The 16,397-nt window shown below is 75.0% G+C and carries 19 protein-coding genes; 7 read left to right on the forward strand and 12 right to left on the reverse strand.

Annotated elements, in window-relative coordinates; genetic code table 11:
* Positions 1-943: GAF domain-containing SpoIIE family protein phosphatase (locus tag E4P43_RS15055; protein ID WP_135146282.1), on the forward strand; the 943-nt coding region annotated here is incomplete at its 5' end.
* Here E4P43_RS15055 and E4P43_RS15060 read toward each other — a convergent pair.
* Positions 940-1,653, reverse strand: coding sequence for a dienelactone hydrolase family protein (locus E4P43_RS15060; RefSeq protein WP_135146283.1), 714 nt, complete (start codon positions 1,651-1,653; stop codon positions 940-942). The genes E4P43_RS15055 and E4P43_RS15060 overlap by 4 nt on opposite strands.
* Positions 1,654-1,726: 73 nt before the next feature.
* Complete coding sequence (locus E4P43_RS15065; protein ID WP_135146284.1) at positions 1,727-2,167, reverse strand: flavodoxin family protein; 441 nt, start codon at positions 2,165-2,167, stop codon at positions 1,727-1,729.
* Positions 2,168-2,185: 18 nt separating this feature from the next.
* On the opposite strand from E4P43_RS15065, the gene E4P43_RS15070 reads away from it, so the two are divergent.
* Complete coding sequence (locus E4P43_RS15070) at positions 2,186-2,455, forward strand: YciI-like protein (RefSeq protein ID WP_135146285.1); 270 nt, start codon at positions 2,186-2,188, stop codon at positions 2,453-2,455.
* Between the two features lie 54 nt (positions 2,456-2,509).
* Here the strand turns inward: E4P43_RS15070 and mug are convergent, their stop codons facing one another.
* Genes mug through E4P43_RS15085 form a run of 3 tightly spaced genes read right to left on the reverse strand, consistent with a single transcriptional unit; the run spans position 2,510 to position 4,666 of the window.
* Positions 2,510-2,953: a G/U mismatch-specific DNA glycosylase gene (gene mug, locus E4P43_RS15075; RefSeq protein WP_245159152.1), complete on the reverse strand. Its 444-nt coding sequence runs from the start codon at positions 2,951-2,953 to the stop codon at positions 2,510-2,512.
* Between the two features lie 4 nt (positions 2,954-2,957).
* A complete protein-coding gene (locus tag E4P43_RS15080; protein ID WP_135146286.1) occupies positions 2,958-3,608 on the reverse strand; it encodes a histidine phosphatase family protein in 651 nt (216 codons plus the stop codon).
* Positions 3,599-4,666 carry a phosphotransferase family protein gene (locus E4P43_RS15085; protein ID WP_135146287.1) on the reverse strand — a complete coding sequence of 356 codons (1,068 nt, stop codon included), beginning with the start codon at positions 4,664-4,666 and terminating at the stop codon, positions 3,599-3,601. The genes E4P43_RS15080 and E4P43_RS15085 overlap by 10 nt, the downstream gene beginning before the upstream one ends.
* Positions 4,667-4,950: 284 nt before the next feature.
* Between E4P43_RS15085 and E4P43_RS15090 the strand changes: the two genes are divergently transcribed.
* On the forward strand, positions 4,951-5,451 hold the full coding sequence (locus E4P43_RS15090) for an STAS domain-containing protein (RefSeq protein ID WP_135146288.1): 501 nt from the start codon (positions 4,951-4,953) through the stop codon (positions 5,449-5,451).
* Here the strand turns inward: E4P43_RS15090 and E4P43_RS15095 are convergent.
* The 3 genes from E4P43_RS15095 to E4P43_RS15105 form a co-directional block, all read right to left on the reverse strand.
* Complete coding sequence (locus E4P43_RS15095; protein ID WP_135146289.1) at positions 5,437-5,670, reverse strand: ketohydroxyglutarate aldolase; 234 nt, start codon at positions 5,668-5,670, stop codon at positions 5,437-5,439. The genes E4P43_RS15090 and E4P43_RS15095 overlap by 15 nt on opposite strands.
* 25 nt (positions 5,671-5,695) lie before the next feature.
* Positions 5,696-7,036 carry a S8 family serine peptidase gene (locus E4P43_RS15100; RefSeq protein ID WP_245159153.1) on the reverse strand — a complete coding sequence of 447 codons (1,341 nt, stop codon included), beginning with the start codon at positions 7,034-7,036 and terminating at the stop codon, positions 5,696-5,698.
* A gap of 114 nt (positions 7,037-7,150) precedes the next feature.
* On the reverse strand, positions 7,151-7,546 hold the full coding sequence (locus tag E4P43_RS15105) for a VOC family protein (RefSeq protein ID WP_245159158.1): 396 nt from the start codon (positions 7,544-7,546) through the stop codon (positions 7,151-7,153).
* Between the two features lie 249 nt (positions 7,547-7,795).
* On the opposite strand from E4P43_RS15105, the gene E4P43_RS20000 reads away from it, so the two are divergent.
* Together E4P43_RS20000 and E4P43_RS15110 are read left to right on the forward strand one after the other, a co-directional pair.
* Positions 7,796-7,939 carry a hypothetical protein gene (locus E4P43_RS20000; protein WP_167759203.1) on the forward strand — a complete coding sequence of 48 codons (144 nt, stop codon included), beginning with the start codon at positions 7,796-7,798 and terminating at the stop codon, positions 7,937-7,939.
* A gap of 71 nt (positions 7,940-8,010) precedes the next feature.
* Positions 8,011-9,660 carry a Na+/H+ antiporter gene (locus E4P43_RS15110; RefSeq protein ID WP_135146291.1) on the forward strand — a complete coding sequence of 550 codons (1,650 nt, stop codon included), beginning with the start codon at positions 8,011-8,013 and terminating at the stop codon, positions 9,658-9,660.
* Positions 9,661-9,664: 4 nt separating this feature from the next.
* Here the strand turns inward: E4P43_RS15110 and E4P43_RS15115 are convergent, their stop codons facing one another.
* Positions 9,665-10,516: a formate/nitrite transporter family protein gene (locus E4P43_RS15115; RefSeq protein ID WP_135146292.1), complete on the reverse strand. Its 852-nt coding sequence runs from the start codon at positions 10,514-10,516 to the stop codon at positions 9,665-9,667.
* A 223-nt stretch (positions 10,517-10,739) separates the two neighbouring features.
* Here E4P43_RS15115 and E4P43_RS15120 point away from each other — a divergent pair, with 223 nt between their 5' ends.
* Both E4P43_RS15120 and E4P43_RS15125 read left to right on the forward strand, forming a co-directional pair.
* Positions 10,740-11,948, forward strand: a complete 1,209-nt coding sequence (locus E4P43_RS15120) for an alcohol dehydrogenase catalytic domain-containing protein (RefSeq protein WP_135146293.1) — start codon at positions 10,740-10,742, stop codon at positions 11,946-11,948.
* Positions 11,945-12,643, forward strand: coding sequence for a DsbA family protein (locus E4P43_RS15125; RefSeq protein ID WP_245159154.1), 699 nt, complete (start codon positions 11,945-11,947; stop codon positions 12,641-12,643). Before E4P43_RS15120 ends, E4P43_RS15125 begins: the two co-directional genes overlap by 4 nt.
* A 30-nt stretch (positions 12,644-12,673) precedes the next feature.
* Here E4P43_RS15125 and E4P43_RS15130 read toward each other — a convergent pair whose 3' ends face one another.
* From E4P43_RS15130 to E4P43_RS15140, 3 genes are all read right to left on the reverse strand, one after another.
* A complete protein-coding gene (locus E4P43_RS15130) occupies positions 12,674-13,783 on the reverse strand; it encodes a major royal jelly family protein (protein WP_245159155.1) in 1,110 nt (369 codons plus the stop codon).
* Positions 13,780-15,357 carry an alpha/beta hydrolase fold domain-containing protein gene (locus tag E4P43_RS15135; protein ID WP_135146294.1) on the reverse strand — a complete coding sequence of 526 codons (1,578 nt, stop codon included), beginning with the start codon at positions 15,355-15,357 and terminating at the stop codon, positions 13,780-13,782. Before E4P43_RS15135 ends, E4P43_RS15130 begins: the two co-directional genes overlap by 4 nt.
* Before the next feature lie 109 nt (positions 15,358-15,466).
* Complete coding sequence (locus tag E4P43_RS15140) at positions 15,467-16,336, reverse strand: NAD(P)-dependent oxidoreductase (protein ID WP_135146295.1); 870 nt, start codon at positions 16,334-16,336, stop codon at positions 15,467-15,469.
* Between the last annotated feature and the right edge of the window lie 61 nt (positions 16,337-16,397).

The raw sequence follows: 16,397 nt of genomic DNA on the forward strand, positions 1-16,397 counted from the left end.
CGCCGGCGGCACCGCCGGGCCGCCGCCCGCGGACGGGCTGGCCGCGTGGGCGGTGCTGCCGATGCGCACCGGCGAGCGCGTCCTCGGCTCGCTCGCCGTCGGCTGGCACCGGCCGCACCCCCTCGAGGACGACGACGTCCGGGTCCTGGAGGCCTTCGCCGCCCAGTGCGCCCAGGCCCTGGACCGGGTGGCCCGGCTGGAGCAGGAGCGCGAGCAGGCGGCGGCGACCCGCAGCCTCGCCGAGGCGCTGCAGCGCTCGATGCTCACCGAGCCCCCGCGGCCGCCGGGGCTGCGCATCGCCGTCCGGTACCGGCCCGCCGCGCGCGAGGCGGAGGTGGGTGGCGACTGGTACGACGCCTTCACCGCGCCGTCGGGCGCGACCACCATCGTGATCGGCGACGTCACCGGGCACGACCGGACCGCGGCCGCGGTGATGGGCCAGCTGCGCAACATGCTCCGGGGCGTGGCGCACGCGGTGGCCGGGGACCCGGCCGAGCTGCTCACCAGCCTCGACCGCGCCGTCGTCGACCTCGGGGTGAGCACGCTGGCCACCGCCGTGCTGGCGCACGTCGGGCCCGCCGCCGGCGGAGGCCGGGAGCTGCGCTGGGCGAACGCCGGGCACCCGCCGCCGCTGCTCGTCGGCCCCGACGGGGCGGTCGAGCTGCTCGAGCGGCCGCGCAACCTGCTGCTGGGCGTGGCCCCGGGCACCGCCCGGCACGCGCACGCCCGCACGCTGGCGCCCGGGTCGTCCGTCGTGCTGTACACCGACGGGCTGGTGGAGCGCCGGGACGCCGCGCTGGACGACGGCTTCCGGCGGCTGCTCGACGCGGCGCGCGACCTGCACGCGCTGACCGCCGAGGAGGCCTGCGACGCCCTGCTCGCCCGCCTGGCGCCGGACTACACCGACGACGTCGCACTGCTGGTGCTGCGGGTGGAGGGCTAGCTGCCGGACGCCCGCAGGTGGGTGTCGAAGAACCGGAGGATCCGCGCCCACGCGTCCTCGGCCGAGGGCTGGTGGTAGCTGAACCCGGTCACCCGCTCCACCACGGCGAACGGCCCGCTGGAGTGCCGGTTGAGGAACGAGTGCCCGGCGTCGGGGTACTCCACGACGTCGTTCGGCACCTCCAGCGCGTCCAGCGCGCCCCGCAGCCGGCCGGCGGCGCCGCGCAGCACCGGGTCGCGGCGGCCGTAGCTCGCCACCACCGGGCAGGCACCCTCGAGCACGCGCTCGGCGTCCTTCGGCACGAAGCCGTAGTTCGGCGAGGCGGCGTCGAAGCCGCGCGTGGCGGCCAGCAGCGCGAAGCCGCCGCCCATGCAGAAGCCGACGACGCCGACCCGCCCGGTGCAGTCCGGCTGCTCCGCGGTCCAGCGCCGGGCGGCCTCGATGTCACCGAAGGCGGGGCCGCTGCGCCGCAGCAGGGAGCGGAACGTGCCCTGCAGGCAGCGCAGCGCTCCCCCGGCGGTGAACAGGTCCGGCGCCACCGCGAGGTAGCCGGCGGCGGCCAGCCGGTCGGCCTGCTGGCGGATGTCGTCGGTGAGGCCGAACGCCTCGTGCAGCACCACCACGCCGGGCCAGGGCCCCTCGCCGACCGGGGGCCGGCTCACGTGGGCCCGCAGCTCGGGAGCGCTGGCGCCGCCGGGGATCGAGGTCATGGGCACGGGCTGGTCCTTCCGCCGGGGTCGGCCGAACGCTAGCGGCGGGAGCGCCGCCCCGCCCGGTCAGCGCTCACAGCCCGACGGCGACGGTGGCGGTCAGCTCGCGGACGGCCTCCATGTCCCCCGGCGCCGGCGCCCCGGTCAGCGACAGCGGCGCGGCCGCCCGCTTCCAGCCCAGCGCGGTCGTGATGCGCTCGACGCTGGCCAGCGCGCCGGCGGTGTCGTCGTTGCCGTGCACGTAGACGCCGTAGGGGAGCCCGCGCGTGGCGTCGAGGCACGGGTAGTAGACGGTGTCGAAGAAGTGCTTGAGCGCGCCGGACATGTAGCCGATGTTCGCCGGCGTCCCCAGCACCACGCCGTCGGCGGCGAGCAGGTCGGCCGGGCCGGCGGACAGCGCCGGGCGCAGCGCCAGCTCCACCTCCTCGACCAGCGCCGCGCCCTCCTTCACGGCCTCGAGCACCGCCTGCAGGGCGGGTGAGGGCGTGTGGTGGACGACGAGCAGGCGCGGCATGGGCGCATCATCCCCGACATGCACCTGCTCCTGGAGTACACGCTGGCCGACGACTACCTGCCCCGGCGGGCCGCGCTGCGCGAGGAGCACCTGGCTCTCGCGCGGGCGGCCCACGACCGCGGTGAGCTGCTGCTCGCCGGCGCGCTGCCCGACCCCTACGACCGGGCGGTCCTGGTGTGGACGGCGTCCCGCGAGGTGGTGGAGCGGTTCGTCGGCGCGGACCCCTACGTCCGCGAGGGCCTGGTGACCTCCTGGTCGGTCCGCCCGTGGAACGTCGTCATCGGCTGACCGGGCGGAGCCGGGCGTAGCTGCGGGCGAGGTCGGGCAGCTGCGCGTGCGCGTTCAGGCCGCTGGGTTCGGCACCACCCAGGTCTCCGCGCCGCCGAGGCGCTCCTCCTGGCGGCCGGCCGCGGCGCGCGGGCGTCCGAACGCCTGCCGCCAGGCGGTGATGCCCAGCACCGCCAGCACCGCGGGCCGGTAGGCCGACACCAGCCGCTCCAGCGCCACGGCGCCCTCGGCCAGCTCCTGCGCCGAGAGCTCCGCGGCGGTGCGGGTGGGCCGGTCGACCAGGTTCGTCACGCCCAGGCCGTAGCGCAGCAGCTCGCGGTCCTCCTCCGGGCGCAGCCGCCGCGGGGTGAGCCCGGCCAGGTGCAGCGCCGGCCAGAACCGGTTGCCCGGCCGGGCGAAGTGGTGCCCGCGCTCGGCCGAGGTCAGCGACGGGTTGATGCCGCAGAAGAGCACGTCGAGCCCGGGCGCGACGATGTCGGGCAAGGGCTTGTCGGCCACGGTGCTACCGGTAGCTGAGCAGGTGCCGCTGGGGGCCGGTGACGTGCGCGTGGTCGTTGAAGGCCAGCAGCGTCAGGCCGCTGCTCCCGGAGAGCAGGGAGGTGACGCCGACGTTCACCGCGGCCCGGTTGAGCGCCACGACGGCGTCCGCGGAGGCGCCCAGCAGGGAGGCGACCACCGCGGCGATCACGCCGCCGGAGCTGACCACCACCGCGTCGCGCCCCTTCTCGAGACCGGCGGCGAGGTCCCGGACGGCGGCGAGGGCGCCGCGGGAGAAGGCCGGCCAGCCGTCGGCGTCACCGGCCGCGATCCAGGACCGGAGGGCGCCGTCGAGCAGCTGCTGCACCTGGCGGTTCCCCGGCTGCCCGTCCGCGGCCTCGCCGGGGTAGCGCTGCAGCAGCTCGACGTGGTCGTACTCGTCCAGGCGCGGGTCCGGCCCGGCCGGCGCACCGAAGCCCGCCGCCTCCGCCAGCAGCGCCGCGGTGTCCCGCTGCCGCAGCAGCGTCCCGGACACGACCAGGGGGTCGCGCAGCTCGCGCCGCCGCAGCTCCTCCCCCACGCACGCGGCCTGCACGCGCCCCAGGTCGGACAGGACGTCGTAGTCGTCGGCCCCGAACGAGGCCTGGCCGTGGCGGACCAGGGAGATCAGCGGCATCCGGCCAGCCGCTCCGCGCGCTGGAGCAGGACGGCGGCGGCGATGCCGAAGTGGGCGAACCGCGGGTTGGTGGTGTGCCCGGAGCGGAACCGCGCCCAGATCTGCTGGATGATCACCGCGAGCCGGAACAGCCCGAACACCTCGTAGAAGGTCCAGTTCTCCGCCTGCAGGCCGGTGCGCGCCAGGTACCGCTCCACGACCTGCTCGCGGGTGGGCATCCCCGGCAGGGTGCTCGGCTGGGTGGAGACCAGGCCGAACTCCTCGTCGTCGTCGGCGGTCACCCAGTAGGCCAGCGAGGCGCCCAGGTCCATCAGCGGGTCCCCGACCGTCGCCATCTCCCAGTCGAGGACCCCGGTGATGCGGGGCGTCCCGGAGAGGTCCAGCACGAGGTTGTCCAGCTTCCAGTCCCCGTGCAGCAGGCTGGCCCGGACGTCTTGCGGCTGGTTGGCCGCCAGCCAGGCCATGAGCTCCTCGGCCGGGGGGACGTCGTCGGTGAGCGCGTCGCGGAAGCGCCGCGACCAGCCCTCCACCTGGCGGCGGACGTAGCCCGGGCCCTTGCCGAGGTCGGCCAGCCCGGCCTGCTCGACGTCGATGGAGTGCAGGTCGGCGAGGGTGTCGTAGGCGGTCTCGCCCAGCACCCTGGCCTGCTCGGGCGACAGCTCCACGCCCTCCGGGAGCTTCCGGCCCAGGACGACGCCGCGCAGCCGCTCCATGACGTAGAAGTCGCTGCCGATGACCGACGGGTCCTCGCAGAACCCGTGGATCTCGGCGACCACGTCCAGGTGCGGCCGCAGCCGCTGCTGCACCCGCACCTCCCGGCCCATGTCGTGCGCGGAGGCCGCCTTGTGCCCGTGCGGCGGGCGGCGGAGCACGAGGTCGAGGTCGCCGTAGTCGAGCAGGTAGGTCAGGTTGCTCGCCCCACCGGAGAACTGGCGCACCTGCGGCGCGGGGCGTCCGTCGAGCGCCGGCACGCGCGGCGCCAGCCACGCGTGGACGGCCTCGACGTCGAAGGCGTCCTCGGGGCGGACGTCGCGGAGTCGGGTCGCGTTCTCGCTCATCGGGCCCATCCCACCACGAGCCGCCCGGGCCTTCGCGGCGCGTGCCCCGTGGGCGGGCACCGGCCACCGGCAGCGGGCGGTACCTCGGTGTCAGGGAGCCACCGCGCCGCGTCCCGCCACCCCGCCGGCGTCGCCGGTTCCGGACCCGGCCGTTCCGGCACCCGCCGCGGGGGGCGTCGCCGGCGGTAGCGTCCGCCCCAGGTCGAGCACCCGGCCCACCGTCACGCACGCCGTGACCGGACCGGGCGGCCGCTGGACGACCCGGCCGAGGCAGGAGACAGGCCATGGCAGTACCAGCGAACCCCCCGGTCGAGCTCCCCGACGGGCGCCGCCCGGTGACCTTCCTCGTGTCGGTCGACCTCGGCACCGCCACCGTGACGGTCACCGGGGAGCTGGACCAGACGACCGCCCACCACGTCCTCGACGGGCTGGCCGCGCTGACCGGCACCGGGCACCGCCGGTGGTCGGTCGACATGGGCCAGGTGACCTTCTGCGACGCGGCCGGGCTCCGGTCGCTGGTCACCGGGCACCACCTCGCCCGCCGGCACGGCAGCGCGCTGGTCCTCGAGCGGCCGAGCCCCTGCGTGCACCGGCTGATGGTGCTGGTCGGGCTGGACCGGGTCCTCACGATGAGCACCGACCGGCCCTGCCCCCCACCGGCGGCGGGCGGTCAGCGACCGCTGCCGGCCGCCGGGCCGCTGCGCTCGGCCCGGCGGGTCCAGTCCCTCCCGGCGGGCATGGGCGGCCCGGGCGACCACGGCCGTCCGGCGCTACTGGACGGGTGACTCCGGCGCCGGGAGCTGGACGCCGAGCTGCTCGTCGACCGAGGCGACGCCCGCGACGCCGGTGAGCGCGCCCAGCGTGCCCGAGGGGACCGAGCCGGTGATGATGCCGAGGCCGTCGAGCACCTGGTCCACCTGCATGCCGCGCGCACGCAGGCCCTGCACGACGCCGTCCAGGGCCGCCAGGTGACCGTCGTCGACCGTGACGCTGACGTGGGTCATGCCGCGCACGCTACGCGGCACGGCCTCACTGCGGGGCGACCGCCAGCCCGCTGCCGGCGTCGACCGCCGGCTGGGGAATCCGCTCGCTCTCCTGCAGCAGCGTCGCCCACAGCTCCAGCCCGCGGCGGCCGGTGGCCTCGGCCCACAGCGCGGCGAGCCCGGCCACGTGCGGCGTGGCCATGCTCGTGCCGCTGATCGTGTTGTAGCGGGTGGGCATCGGCCAGGCGGAGTAGACCTCGAAGCCGGGGGCGGCGACGTCGACCTGGCCGCCGCGTGCGGGCAGGCTGCGGGCGGAGAACCAGGCCATCTCCAGAGCTTGGTCGAGCGCTCCCACGGCCATGATCTCGACGCTGTTGGCCGGGGCGCCGACGAACCCGAAGTCGCCCGCCCGCCGGTCGGCGTTGTTCCCCGCGGCGGCGATGACCAGCGAGCCCTGCTGGAGCGCCCGCCGCCCGGCCGCGGAGTAGGGCGGGTGCGCCTGCATCACGTCGGCGCCGAGGGACATGGAGATCACCGGGCACCGGCTGGTGACCGCCCAGTTGATGCCGGCGAGGATCCCGGCGTCGGTACCGCTGCCGTCGGTGCCGAGCACCTTGCCGGCGTAGATCTCGGCCTCGTGGGCGACGCCGTAGCGGGGGCCGGTCGACGGCGTGCGCGGGCCGCAGGCCGTACCGATGCAGTGCGTCCCGTGGCCGTGCCCGTCCTGCGCGTCCTCCCCCGCGACGAAGGAGCGCGCCGTGACCGCGCGCCCGGCGAAGTCCGGGTGGCCGGCGTCGAAGCCGGTGTCCAGCACCGCCACCCGGATGCCGCGTCCGGAGCGCCCGGAGGAGTCCGCGCGCACGGCCTGGACCCCCCACGTCGACTGCGCCGTGTCCTCGAACCGGGCCGGCGCGGCGGGCGGCGGCGCGGCACCCGCTCCTCCGCCGGCGAGCAGCCGGCCGGCCAGGTCGGCCACCCCGTCCCGGTAGCCGGCGGTGTAGCCGGTGGCGGAGCCGTCGGGGCGGCCGTCGTCGAGGCGGTCGAGCACGTGGTGCACCAGCTCGGGAGAGACCGAGAGGACCGGCCGGCCGGCCGCCTCGGCGGTCTGCAGGCGGCTCACCTGCCCCGGGTCGGCGGAGACCACGGCGATGCCCAGCGCGCTGAAGACCGTCGCCTCGGCGTCCTGCAGCGCCTCGGGCGGGACGTCCCCCTCGGCGAAGTCGCGGGAGTCGGCGACCTGGTGGACGCCCACCCGGCCCCAGTCCACGCGCGCGTCGTCGCCGGTGCCGGCGAGGACGACGACCTGCCTGCCCGTGGTGCGCGGCAGCGGGCCCACCGCACCGTGCCGGACCTCGCCCGGGATGCCCGGGCGCCTCGGATCGATCACTGCTCCCCCTCGGCTCGGGAACGCCGGACCAGCCAGCGTCCTCGGGTGCGGAGCGGGGCGCCAGCCGGCCCCGCGTGTCGCAGTGTGGAGGGCACCTACGACGAACCCGGGAGGTCAGCCCTGCGCGGCCGAGGGGTCCATCCACATGACCTCCCAGACGTGGCCGTCGGGGTCGGCGAAGCTCGAGCCGTACATGAAGCCGTGGTCCTGGGCGGGCATCCACGGCTTGCCGCCGGCAGCGACGGCGGCCGACACCAGCTGGTCGACCTCCTCGCGGGTGCCGGCCGACACGGCGACCAGGGACGACGTCGCCTGCGCCGGGTCGCCCACCTCGCCCGCCACGAAGTCGGCGAACCGCTCCCGGGTCAGGAGCATCACGTGGATGTTCTCCTCGACGACGTAGGAGACCGCCGAGGCGTCGGAGAACTGGTCGTTGCGCCGGAACCCGAGCGCCGCGTAGAAGGCGTCCGCGCGGGCGAGATCGGTCACGGGCAGGTTCAGGAAGACCATGCGCACTGGGGGCTCCTCGGGGTGCAGGGCGCCGAGCGCGGAGGCGTTCGGCGGGGTCAGGAGGGAGGACCGGGCACCGGGCGGGAACTCATCGGTGTCGCCGCGGCCGTCGCGTGGCGGGGGTCACGGGTGTGATCACCGCCATGCTGGGTTCACTTGACGAACCTTGTCCCGAGGAGCATGGTTCAAGGTGCGAACCCAGCATCCGGGGACGCGACCCGATCCGCTCCTCACCGTGGAGGACACCCCATGTCCAGCCTGCGCACCACCCTCGCCCGCCGTCACGCCGCGCGCGTCCAGCGCCGCCAGGAGCTGGCCCTCGCCCGCGCCTTCGCCGCCGCCCCGACCGTCGAGTCGGCCCACGAGATCGCCGTCCTCAGCACCCGCCGCTGACCGCCCGCCCCGGTCCCACCACCTGAGCGCTCCCCCGGCGCGGCACCGCCTCCCCGGGGGAGGATGCCCAGGTGGGTGTGGAGACCGTCCTGCTGCTCGTGCTGGCCTCCGTGGCGGTCATCGTCACCGTGCACGCCCTCGCCGAGCGGACGGGGCTGCCGGCCGCGGCGCTGCTGACCCTCGTCGGCCTCGGCTACGCGCTGCTGCCCGCCGACGAGATCGAGCTCGACCCCGAGCTGGTCCTCACGCTCGTCCTCCCGCCGCTGCTCTACAGCGCGGCCCTGGAGTCCTCCCTCGGCGCCATCCGGCGCAACCTGCGCACGGTCGTCAGCCTCTCGGTGCTGCTGGTCCTGGTCACGGCGCTGGTCATCGGCGCCGGGTTCGCCCTCCTCGTCACCGGCGCCACCCTCGCGGCCGGCATCGCGCTGGGCGCGGCCGTCGCCCCGCCCGACCCGGTCGCCGCGCTGGCGGTGGGGCGGAAGGTCGGCCTCCCCCCGCGACTGATCACCCTCATCCAGGGCGAGGGGCTGCTCAACGACGCCACCGCGCTCACCATCCTGACCGTGGCGGTCGCCGCGGCCCAGGGCGACGGCTTCTCCACCCCCGCCGCCGTGGGCCAGTTCCTGCTGGCCGCCGCCGGAGGCGTGCTCGCCGGGGTGGCCGTGGCGTTCGGTGTGCGGCCCCTGCGCCGGCTGCGCCGCGACCCGCTCACCTCCAACGCCATCAGCCTGGCCACGCCGTTCGTCGCCTACCTGCTCGGTGAGGCCGTGCACGTCTCCGGCGTCCTCGCCGTCGTCGTCGCCGGGCTGGTGATCGGGCACAACAACGCCAGCTGGGCGTCGGGGGCCAGCCGGCTGCAGACCAACGCCGTCTGGCGGCTGGTGAGCTTCCTCCTCGAGGGGTTCGTGTTCCTGCTGATCGGCCAGCAGCTCCCGGCCGTCATCCGCGGGCTGGGCGGGTACGACACCGGCACCGTCGTGACCGCGTCGCTGGTCACCCTCGGCGGCGTCCTGCTGGTGCGCCCGCTGTGGCTGCTGCTCACCGAGTCGCTGCCGCAGTCGCTGCACACCCGGCTCGGCGCGTCCGAGGACCCCGGCGACCGGCCCGCTGCCGTCCGGCGGCTGCGCGGTCGCGAGATCGTCGTCCTCAGCTGGGCCGGCACCCGTGGCGTGATCAGCCTGGCCGCGATCTTCACGCTGCCCGAGGTCACCACGACCGGGGAGCCGTTCCCCGACCGCTCCCTGCTGCTGTTCTGCGCCTTCCTCGCGGTGCTCGTGACCCTGGTCGGGCAGGGGGTCACCTTCGCCCCGCTGGTCCGCGCCCTCGGGCTGCGCGCCGACCAGGCCGACCAGGCGCGGCTGCGCAACCAGGCCCGCATCGCCTCGGTCGAGGCGGCGCTGCGCCGGCTGGACGACCTCGCCACCGACGACTGCGACCAGGTGGAGGCCGAGGCGCTGGACGTGCTCCGCTCCCAGCTGCGGACCCGGCTGTCGGGCTACCGCAAGCGGATGGACATGCTCGTCGGCGCCGAGCCGGGCGAGGTCCCGCTCGCGCCGCAGTACGAGGCGGCGCTGCGGTTCCGGCGGGCGGCCCTGGACGCGCAGCGCGAGGAGCTGCTGCGGTGGCGGGACGGCGGGCAGCTGCCCGACGAGGGGCTGCGCTCGCTCACCCGCGAGCTCGACCACGAGGAGGGCCGGCTCCCGGCCCGGGCGTTCCGCTGAGCGCTCAGCCGCGCTCGGCGGGCTCCGCGGCCGCCGCCTCCGCCGTCGTCCCCGGCTGGTCGCGGAGGAACAGGTACCAGTAGGACGTCGCCACGAAGACGACGGCGCCGACCAGGTTGCCCGCCGCGGCCAGCAGCCAGTTCACCAGCGTCTCGCTCCACCCGATGTCCGGCACCCCGGCGAAGATCGCCGCGGGCAGGAAGAACATGTTGGCGACGACGTGGTCGAAACCCATCGCGACGAACGCCATGATCGGGAAGAAGATCGCCAGCACCTTGCCGGAGACGTTGGTGGCCGCCAGCGACATCCAGACGCCGAGGCAGACCAGCCAGTTGCAGCCGACCCCGCGCAGGAAGGTCTGCCACGGCGACTCCCCCAGCGCCTTGCCCTCGGCGATCCCGGCCAGCCGCTCGTAGGTCAGCCCGGAGCTGCCGGTGGCGTCCGCGTCGCCGATGACCCCGGTCTGCACGGCCAGGAAGAACGCCACGAACAGCGCACCCAGCAGGTTGCCCAGGAGCACGAGCGTGAGGTTCCGGACGACGTCGCCGATCCCCAGCTTCCCGTTCATGGCGCCCAGTGGGACCAGCATCATGTTGCCGGTGGCCAGGTCCGAGCCCGCGATGAGGACGAGCACCAGGCCGAGGGTGAACGCCGCGCCCATGAACAGGGTCGGCAGCGTGCCCCAGGTGGCCGGGTCCAGCCCCGAGGAGACGGTGATCGCCACCAGGGCGCCGAAGGCGATGTAGGCCCCGGCCAGGAACGAGCTGACCAGCACCCGGTCCCAGCTCCGGTGGACCTTCTTCGCCCCCGTCGCGGCCGCCACCTGGGCCATCTCCTGCGGTTCGCGTGCCGACATGTCGTCTCCCCCGTGGATGGGCGTCTCCAGGGCAGCCTCCCGCCGGGCCGTCCGGGCGGCAACCGGGTGCGCCCGCGGACGGTGCGCCGGCCCCGACGCGTGACCACGGGACGAGGGGGTAGGTCGGCACCGGCGACGCGGACGCCGGTGAGCAGCGCCGGGCACCGTCCGCGCGCAGTGTCGTCACCCTCCCGCGGGAGGGGCCCGCAGAGGAGTGGACGAGATGAAGGCAGTGGTGTGGCATGGCGTCGGGGACATCCGGCTCGACGACGTGCCCGACCCGACCATCCAGGACCCGACCGACGCGATCGTCGAGATCACCGCGACGGGGATCTGCGGCACCGACCTGCATTTCGTGCGCGGCACGATGTCGGGCATGGTCGAGGGCACGATCCTCGGGCACGAGGCCGTGGGGATCGTGCGCGAGACCGGCCCGGGGGTGCGCAACCTGCGCGAGGGCGACCGCGTGGTCATCCCCTCCACGGTCGGGTGCGGCACCTGCTCGTACTGCCGGGCCGGGTACTACGCCCAGTGCGACAAGGCCAACCCCAACGGCCCCTCGGCCGGCACCTGCTTCTTCGGCGGGCCGCAGAGCACCGGCCCCGTCGACGGGCTGCAGGCCCAGTACGCGCGCATCCCGTTCGCCCACGTGGGACCGGTGTGGCTGCCGGAGCAGGTCACCGACGACCAGGCGATCCTGCTGTCGGACATCTACCCCACCGCCTGGTTCGGTGCCCGGCTCGCCGAGGTGGGCCAGGGCGACACCGTGCTCGTCCTCGGCGCCGGTCCGGTCGGCCAGTTCGCGATCACCAGCGCCTTCCAGCAGGGCGCCGGCCGGGTGCTGGTCGTCGACGGGGTCGGCAGCCGGCTCGCGCAGGCCCGCGGGCGCGGCGCCGAGGCGGTCGACTTCAACGCCGAGGACCCGGTGGCCGTCGTCCAGGAGCTCACCGGCGGCATCGGGGTGGACCGGGTCATCGACGCCGTCGGCGTCGACGCCCAGCGGCCGAGGTCCGGTCCGGCGGCCGGGGCGGCCGAGCAGCAGGCCGACGCGTTCGACCAGGAGCGCGCGCAGGTCGCGCCCGAGCAGAACCCGCAGGGCGACACCTGGGTGGCCGGCGACGCCCCGAGCCAGGCCGCGCAGTGGGCAGTCCAGGCCGTGGCCAAGGCGGGCACGATCGGGATCATCGGGGTGTACCCGCCGGACATGACGAGCTATCCGATCGGCGCGGCGATGAACAAGAACCTGACCGTGAAGATGGGCAACTGCAACCACCGCCGGTACATCCCGCGTCTGGTCGACCTGGTGCGCACCGGCGCCATCGACCCCTCCACGGTGCTCACCCAGGTCGAGGACATGCCCTCGGTGCTGGACGCCTACGAGACCTTCGACCGGCGGGAGAGCGGCTGGACCAAGGCCGTGGTCGCACCGTGAGCTCCGACGGCCCGGGGATCACCGTCGCCCCCGGCACGGTCGTCGTCTGGACCGATGTCGTGTGCGCCTGGTCCACCGTCGCGCTCCACCGCTTCTACGAGGCGCGGGGGCGGCTGGGCCTCGACGACGCGGTCCGCGTGGACCACCGCCTGTTCCTGCTGGAGGACGTCAACCGGTTCGCCATCCCCCAGCGGATGGTCGATGCCGAGATCCCCGTGGTCGGGCAGCTCGAGCCCTCCCTGGGCCTCTCGCCGTGGCAGGGCGAGCCGTCGGCCTGGCCGGTCACGGGGCTCCCGGCCGACGAGGCGGTGCACGCCGCCAAGCTGCAGTCCCCGGCCGCCGCCGAGCAGCTGGACATGGCGTTGCGGCTGGCGTTCTTCCGCGACAGCCGGTGCATCAGCATGCTGCACGAGGTGGTCGACGTCGCCCGGGGCGGCGACCTCGTCGACGCCGACGCCATCGCGGCGGCGCTCGACGACGGCCGGGCACGGGGGCCGATGATGGCCGGCTACCGCGCGCACCGCGAGGCCGTGCAGGGCAGCCCGCACTTCTTCCTCGCCGACGGCTCCGACGTGCACAACCCGGGCATCGAGATGCACCCGGACGAGGACGGCGGCTACCCGGTGGTCGACTCCGACGACCGGTCGGTCTACGAGGACCTCGTCCGCCGCGCTGCCGGCGCCGCCCAGGGGTGAGCGGCGCCGGCGGACGCTGGCCCGCGGACGTCAGCGCAGGCGGACCGGGCCCGCTCCGACGGGGGTCCGGAAGAGGACGTAGGGCTTGCGCCGCTGGTCCTCCCCGCCGCGGTACTTGTCCTGCCGGTACAGCTGGTTGGCCGTGACGTAGAGGTGGCCGTCCGCGGCGACCGACATGGTGTCCGGCCACAGCAGCCGCGGGTCGTGCACCACCGTCTCCCACGACCCGTCCGGCGACCGCCGGTGGATCGCGTCGTGCTCGCCGTCGGTGACGTACAGCCGCCCCTGGTCGTCGGTCTCCAGGCCGTCGCTGACGCAGCCCTTGTCGCCCTCGTCCCGCACGGTGGCGGCCACGGCGTCGTCGGGCTGCCCGCGGTCGACCAGGGCGTCGACCGACACGGAGTACCACCGCCGCCCGGCCAGCGGGCAGTAGTAGAGCCGGCTCCCGTCAGCGGCGATCGCGATGCCGTCGGCGCCCATGGTCACCGGCGTGACCTCGCCGTCGGACGAGCGCTCCACGAACTCCTGCCCCTCGACGACCATCCGGAGGTCCGGCGGGGTGGTCGCCTTGGTGCTGGGGTGCTCGTGCAGCCGCCGCCAGGACTCCCCGGAGGCCAGGTCGACCACGATGATCCCGTTGGCCCCCTGGTCGGAGGAGTCGGTGATGAACGCCGTCCCCTCCTGGCCCCGGCGCAGGTCGAACCGGACGTCGTTGAGGTAGGTCGTCGGCAGCGCCACGTCGGTCGGGAACAGGATGGTCCGCACGACCTGGTCGGTGGCCAGGTCGACGCAGACCAGCTTCGGGCCGCCGTGCTCGGTGGGCCGGAACATCGGGCTGCCGGTGTCCAGGACCCACAGCCGGTCGGCGGGGTCGACGACGACGCTCTGCACCGACACCAGCCGCTCCGGGTCCGCGTCGGACCGGTTGTCGTTGAGCTCCTGCGACGGGAAGGCTACGGCCTCCCCGTCCCGGATCTCCCCCACGGTGAACCCGACCTCGTCGCCCCACTTCGGGTAGCACACGAAGATCCGGCCACCGTGCGAGACCGTCACCCCCGTGGGCATGGCGTCGGAGAAGAGGTGCACGACCTCCAGCTCGCCGATGGTCTCCTCGGCGGCGACCTCCACCTCCGGTGTCACAGGGACCCGCGCCCCTGCTGCACGCCGCCGAATGCGCGCGTGAGGTGCGCGGCGGCCTCTTGCTGGGCCTGCTCGGCCTCGTCGAGCACCGCCGCGGCGCCGAAGAACTCGTGCATGACCCCGGCGTAGTGGCGGTGCGTGGTCGCGACGCCCGCCGCCTCGAGGTCGCGCGCGAACTGCTCGCCCTGGCTGCGGAGCACGTCGCGCTCGTCGGTGATGACGAGCGTCGGCGGCATCTGCGCCCGCTGCTCGGTCGTCCAGCCCAGGAGGTCGATGCGCGGGTCCTGCGCGGCGTCCGGCCTGCCCTCGAAGGCGTGCATGGCCATCCAGCTCAGCAGCGCGCGGTTGAGCGGGCGGCCGTCCGCGGCATCGACCATGGACTCCCCGAACTGCTCTCCGGTGGTGAGCGGGTAGACGCAGACCTGGGCCAGCGGCAGCGGCTGGCCGTTGGCAGCCAGCTGCAGGCAGGTCGCCGCGGCCATGTTCCCGCCCACCGACTCGCCGCCGATGGCCACGCGCGAGGCGTCACCACCGAAGGAGGCCGCGTTCTGCAGCACGTAGTGGTAGGCGGTGAGGACGTCGTCGTGCGATGCCGGGAAGACCGCCTCGGGCGCGCGCCGGTAGTCCGGCGTCACGACGATCGCACCCGTCTTGTTCGTCAGGCCGCGGCAGGAGGCGTCGTAGTGGTCGTCGATGTCGAACAGCACCCAGCCGCCGCCGTGGATCCACATGACCACCGGCAGGGGCGCGGTGCCCGCGTCGGCCGGCTTGTAGACCCGCAGCCGCTGCGTGCCGCCGGCGCCGTCGGGGATGTCCAGGTCCTCGACCGAGCCGACCGCCTCCGGTCCCTCGAGACCGCGCTCGGCCATGACCTTCTCCACCGCCTCCTTCGGCCCCGGCTGCTTGCGGGCCTGGTCGGGGGTGAGGATCTCGAACGACAGCGGCCCCAGCGAGGAGTGCGCGTCGACGATGGCCTGCGCCTGCGGGTTCAGCAGGCCGGACGCGTCGGTGGCTGCCTCCTTCTGCTTGCCCGAGAGCAGGTCGCGGACGTGGTCCAGCGGCTTGGCCAGCATGCCGGCGATCCGCTCGGCCAGGCCCTCGTCCGGGGCGCTCGGGTGCGGACGGGTCGGGGCCTGGCGCTTGGCGGCCAGGAACTCCTTGCCGAGCTGCGCCATCCGCTCCGGGCCGGCCTTGCGCCGGAACTCCGGCAGCTCCTCGGTCTCCTCGTCGTCCACGTGGTGGCGGACGAGGCCGATCAGCTCGGTCAGCGCCTGCTCGAACTCGTCCTGCCCCGGCTCGGTGCTCCCGAGCACGACGAGCAGCTCCTTGATCCGCTGGTGCTCGTGCTCGGCGTCGTCGTGCTCGTCCTGCATGCCGATCTCCGACCAGATCGGGTACAGCACCGTCTCCTCGGCGAAGGCGTGCAGCGCCAGCTCGAGCGAGATCTGGTCCACCAGCACGCGCCGGTTGCCGCGACCGGCCTCCAGGTGCTGGAACTGGCGCTCGACGATCGCGTGGTCGTCGGCGATGAGATGGTCGATGTCGCCGGGCAGGGTCGGGTAGTCCAGGGCCACGGAGCTGCTCCTCAGGGGTCGATCGAGGGTGTCGTCGACCGCCTCACCTCGACGATCGGTGGTGTGCGACCTACCCGGGGTATGCGCAGGTACACCCGCCCGTGGGGGCTCAGCCGCGCTCAGGCGCCAGCCCGGCGATCAGCGCGCTCAGGTCGACAGCACCGGGGTCGGGCAGCCGCTCCGCGGCGGCGTCCATGGTGGCGAGGACCGCGCTGTCGAGCCGGTCGGGGACGCCCGCCGTGCGCAGCGCCGAGCGGATGAGGCGGGCGTCCTTGGCCGCGCCGGTGAGCCCGAAGCTCACCGGGAACTCGCCCTCGAGCATCATCCCGCCCTTGAGGTGGGCGTACGGCGTGTCCATCGGGCCGCCCTCGATGGCGGCGAGGAAGTGCCGGGGGTCCAGGCCCAGCCCGCGGGCCAGGGCGATCGACTGCGCCACCCCGGCGGTGAGCATGAACAGCCACGCGTTGGCGGCCATCTTCAGTCGGCTGCCCGCACCGGCCTCCCCCACCCAGAGCGTCTTCCCGCCGATGGCGTCCAGGACCGGGGAGAGCCGCTCGCGGAGCTCCTCGGGACCGGACGCCAGCACCACGAGGGACCCCTGCTCGGCAGGCTCCTTCGTGCCCAGCACCGGGGAGTCCACCAGGACCAGCCCCAGCTCCCGGGCCAGGTCGGCGGTGCGGTCGGCGCCCTCCACGCCCACGGTGGAGGTCTGCAACCACACCGTCCCGGCCGCCGGGGCCGCCTTCCGGACCACGTCGACGACGGCGTCGGCGTCCAGCACCATCGTCAGCACGACGTCGGCGCCGTCCGCGGCCTCGGCCGGCGAGCCGCACGCCTGGTCCCCCGTACCGGTCAGCGCCTCGGCCTTGCTGCCGTCCCGGTTCCACATCCGGACCGTGATGCCGGCCCGGCGCAGCGAGCGCACCATGCCCGCCCCCATCGTGCCGGTGCCGAGGACCGCGACCACCTGGTTCGTCATGGCTCCATGCTGAGGGCCGTCACGGGGTCCGGCAGCACGGCGACGCGCACGGCCCGGCCGG

The organism is Blastococcus sp. TF02A-35 (assembly GCF_004571075.1).
Classification (GTDB): domain Bacteria; phylum Actinomycetota; class Actinomycetes; order Mycobacteriales; family Geodermatophilaceae; genus Blastococcus.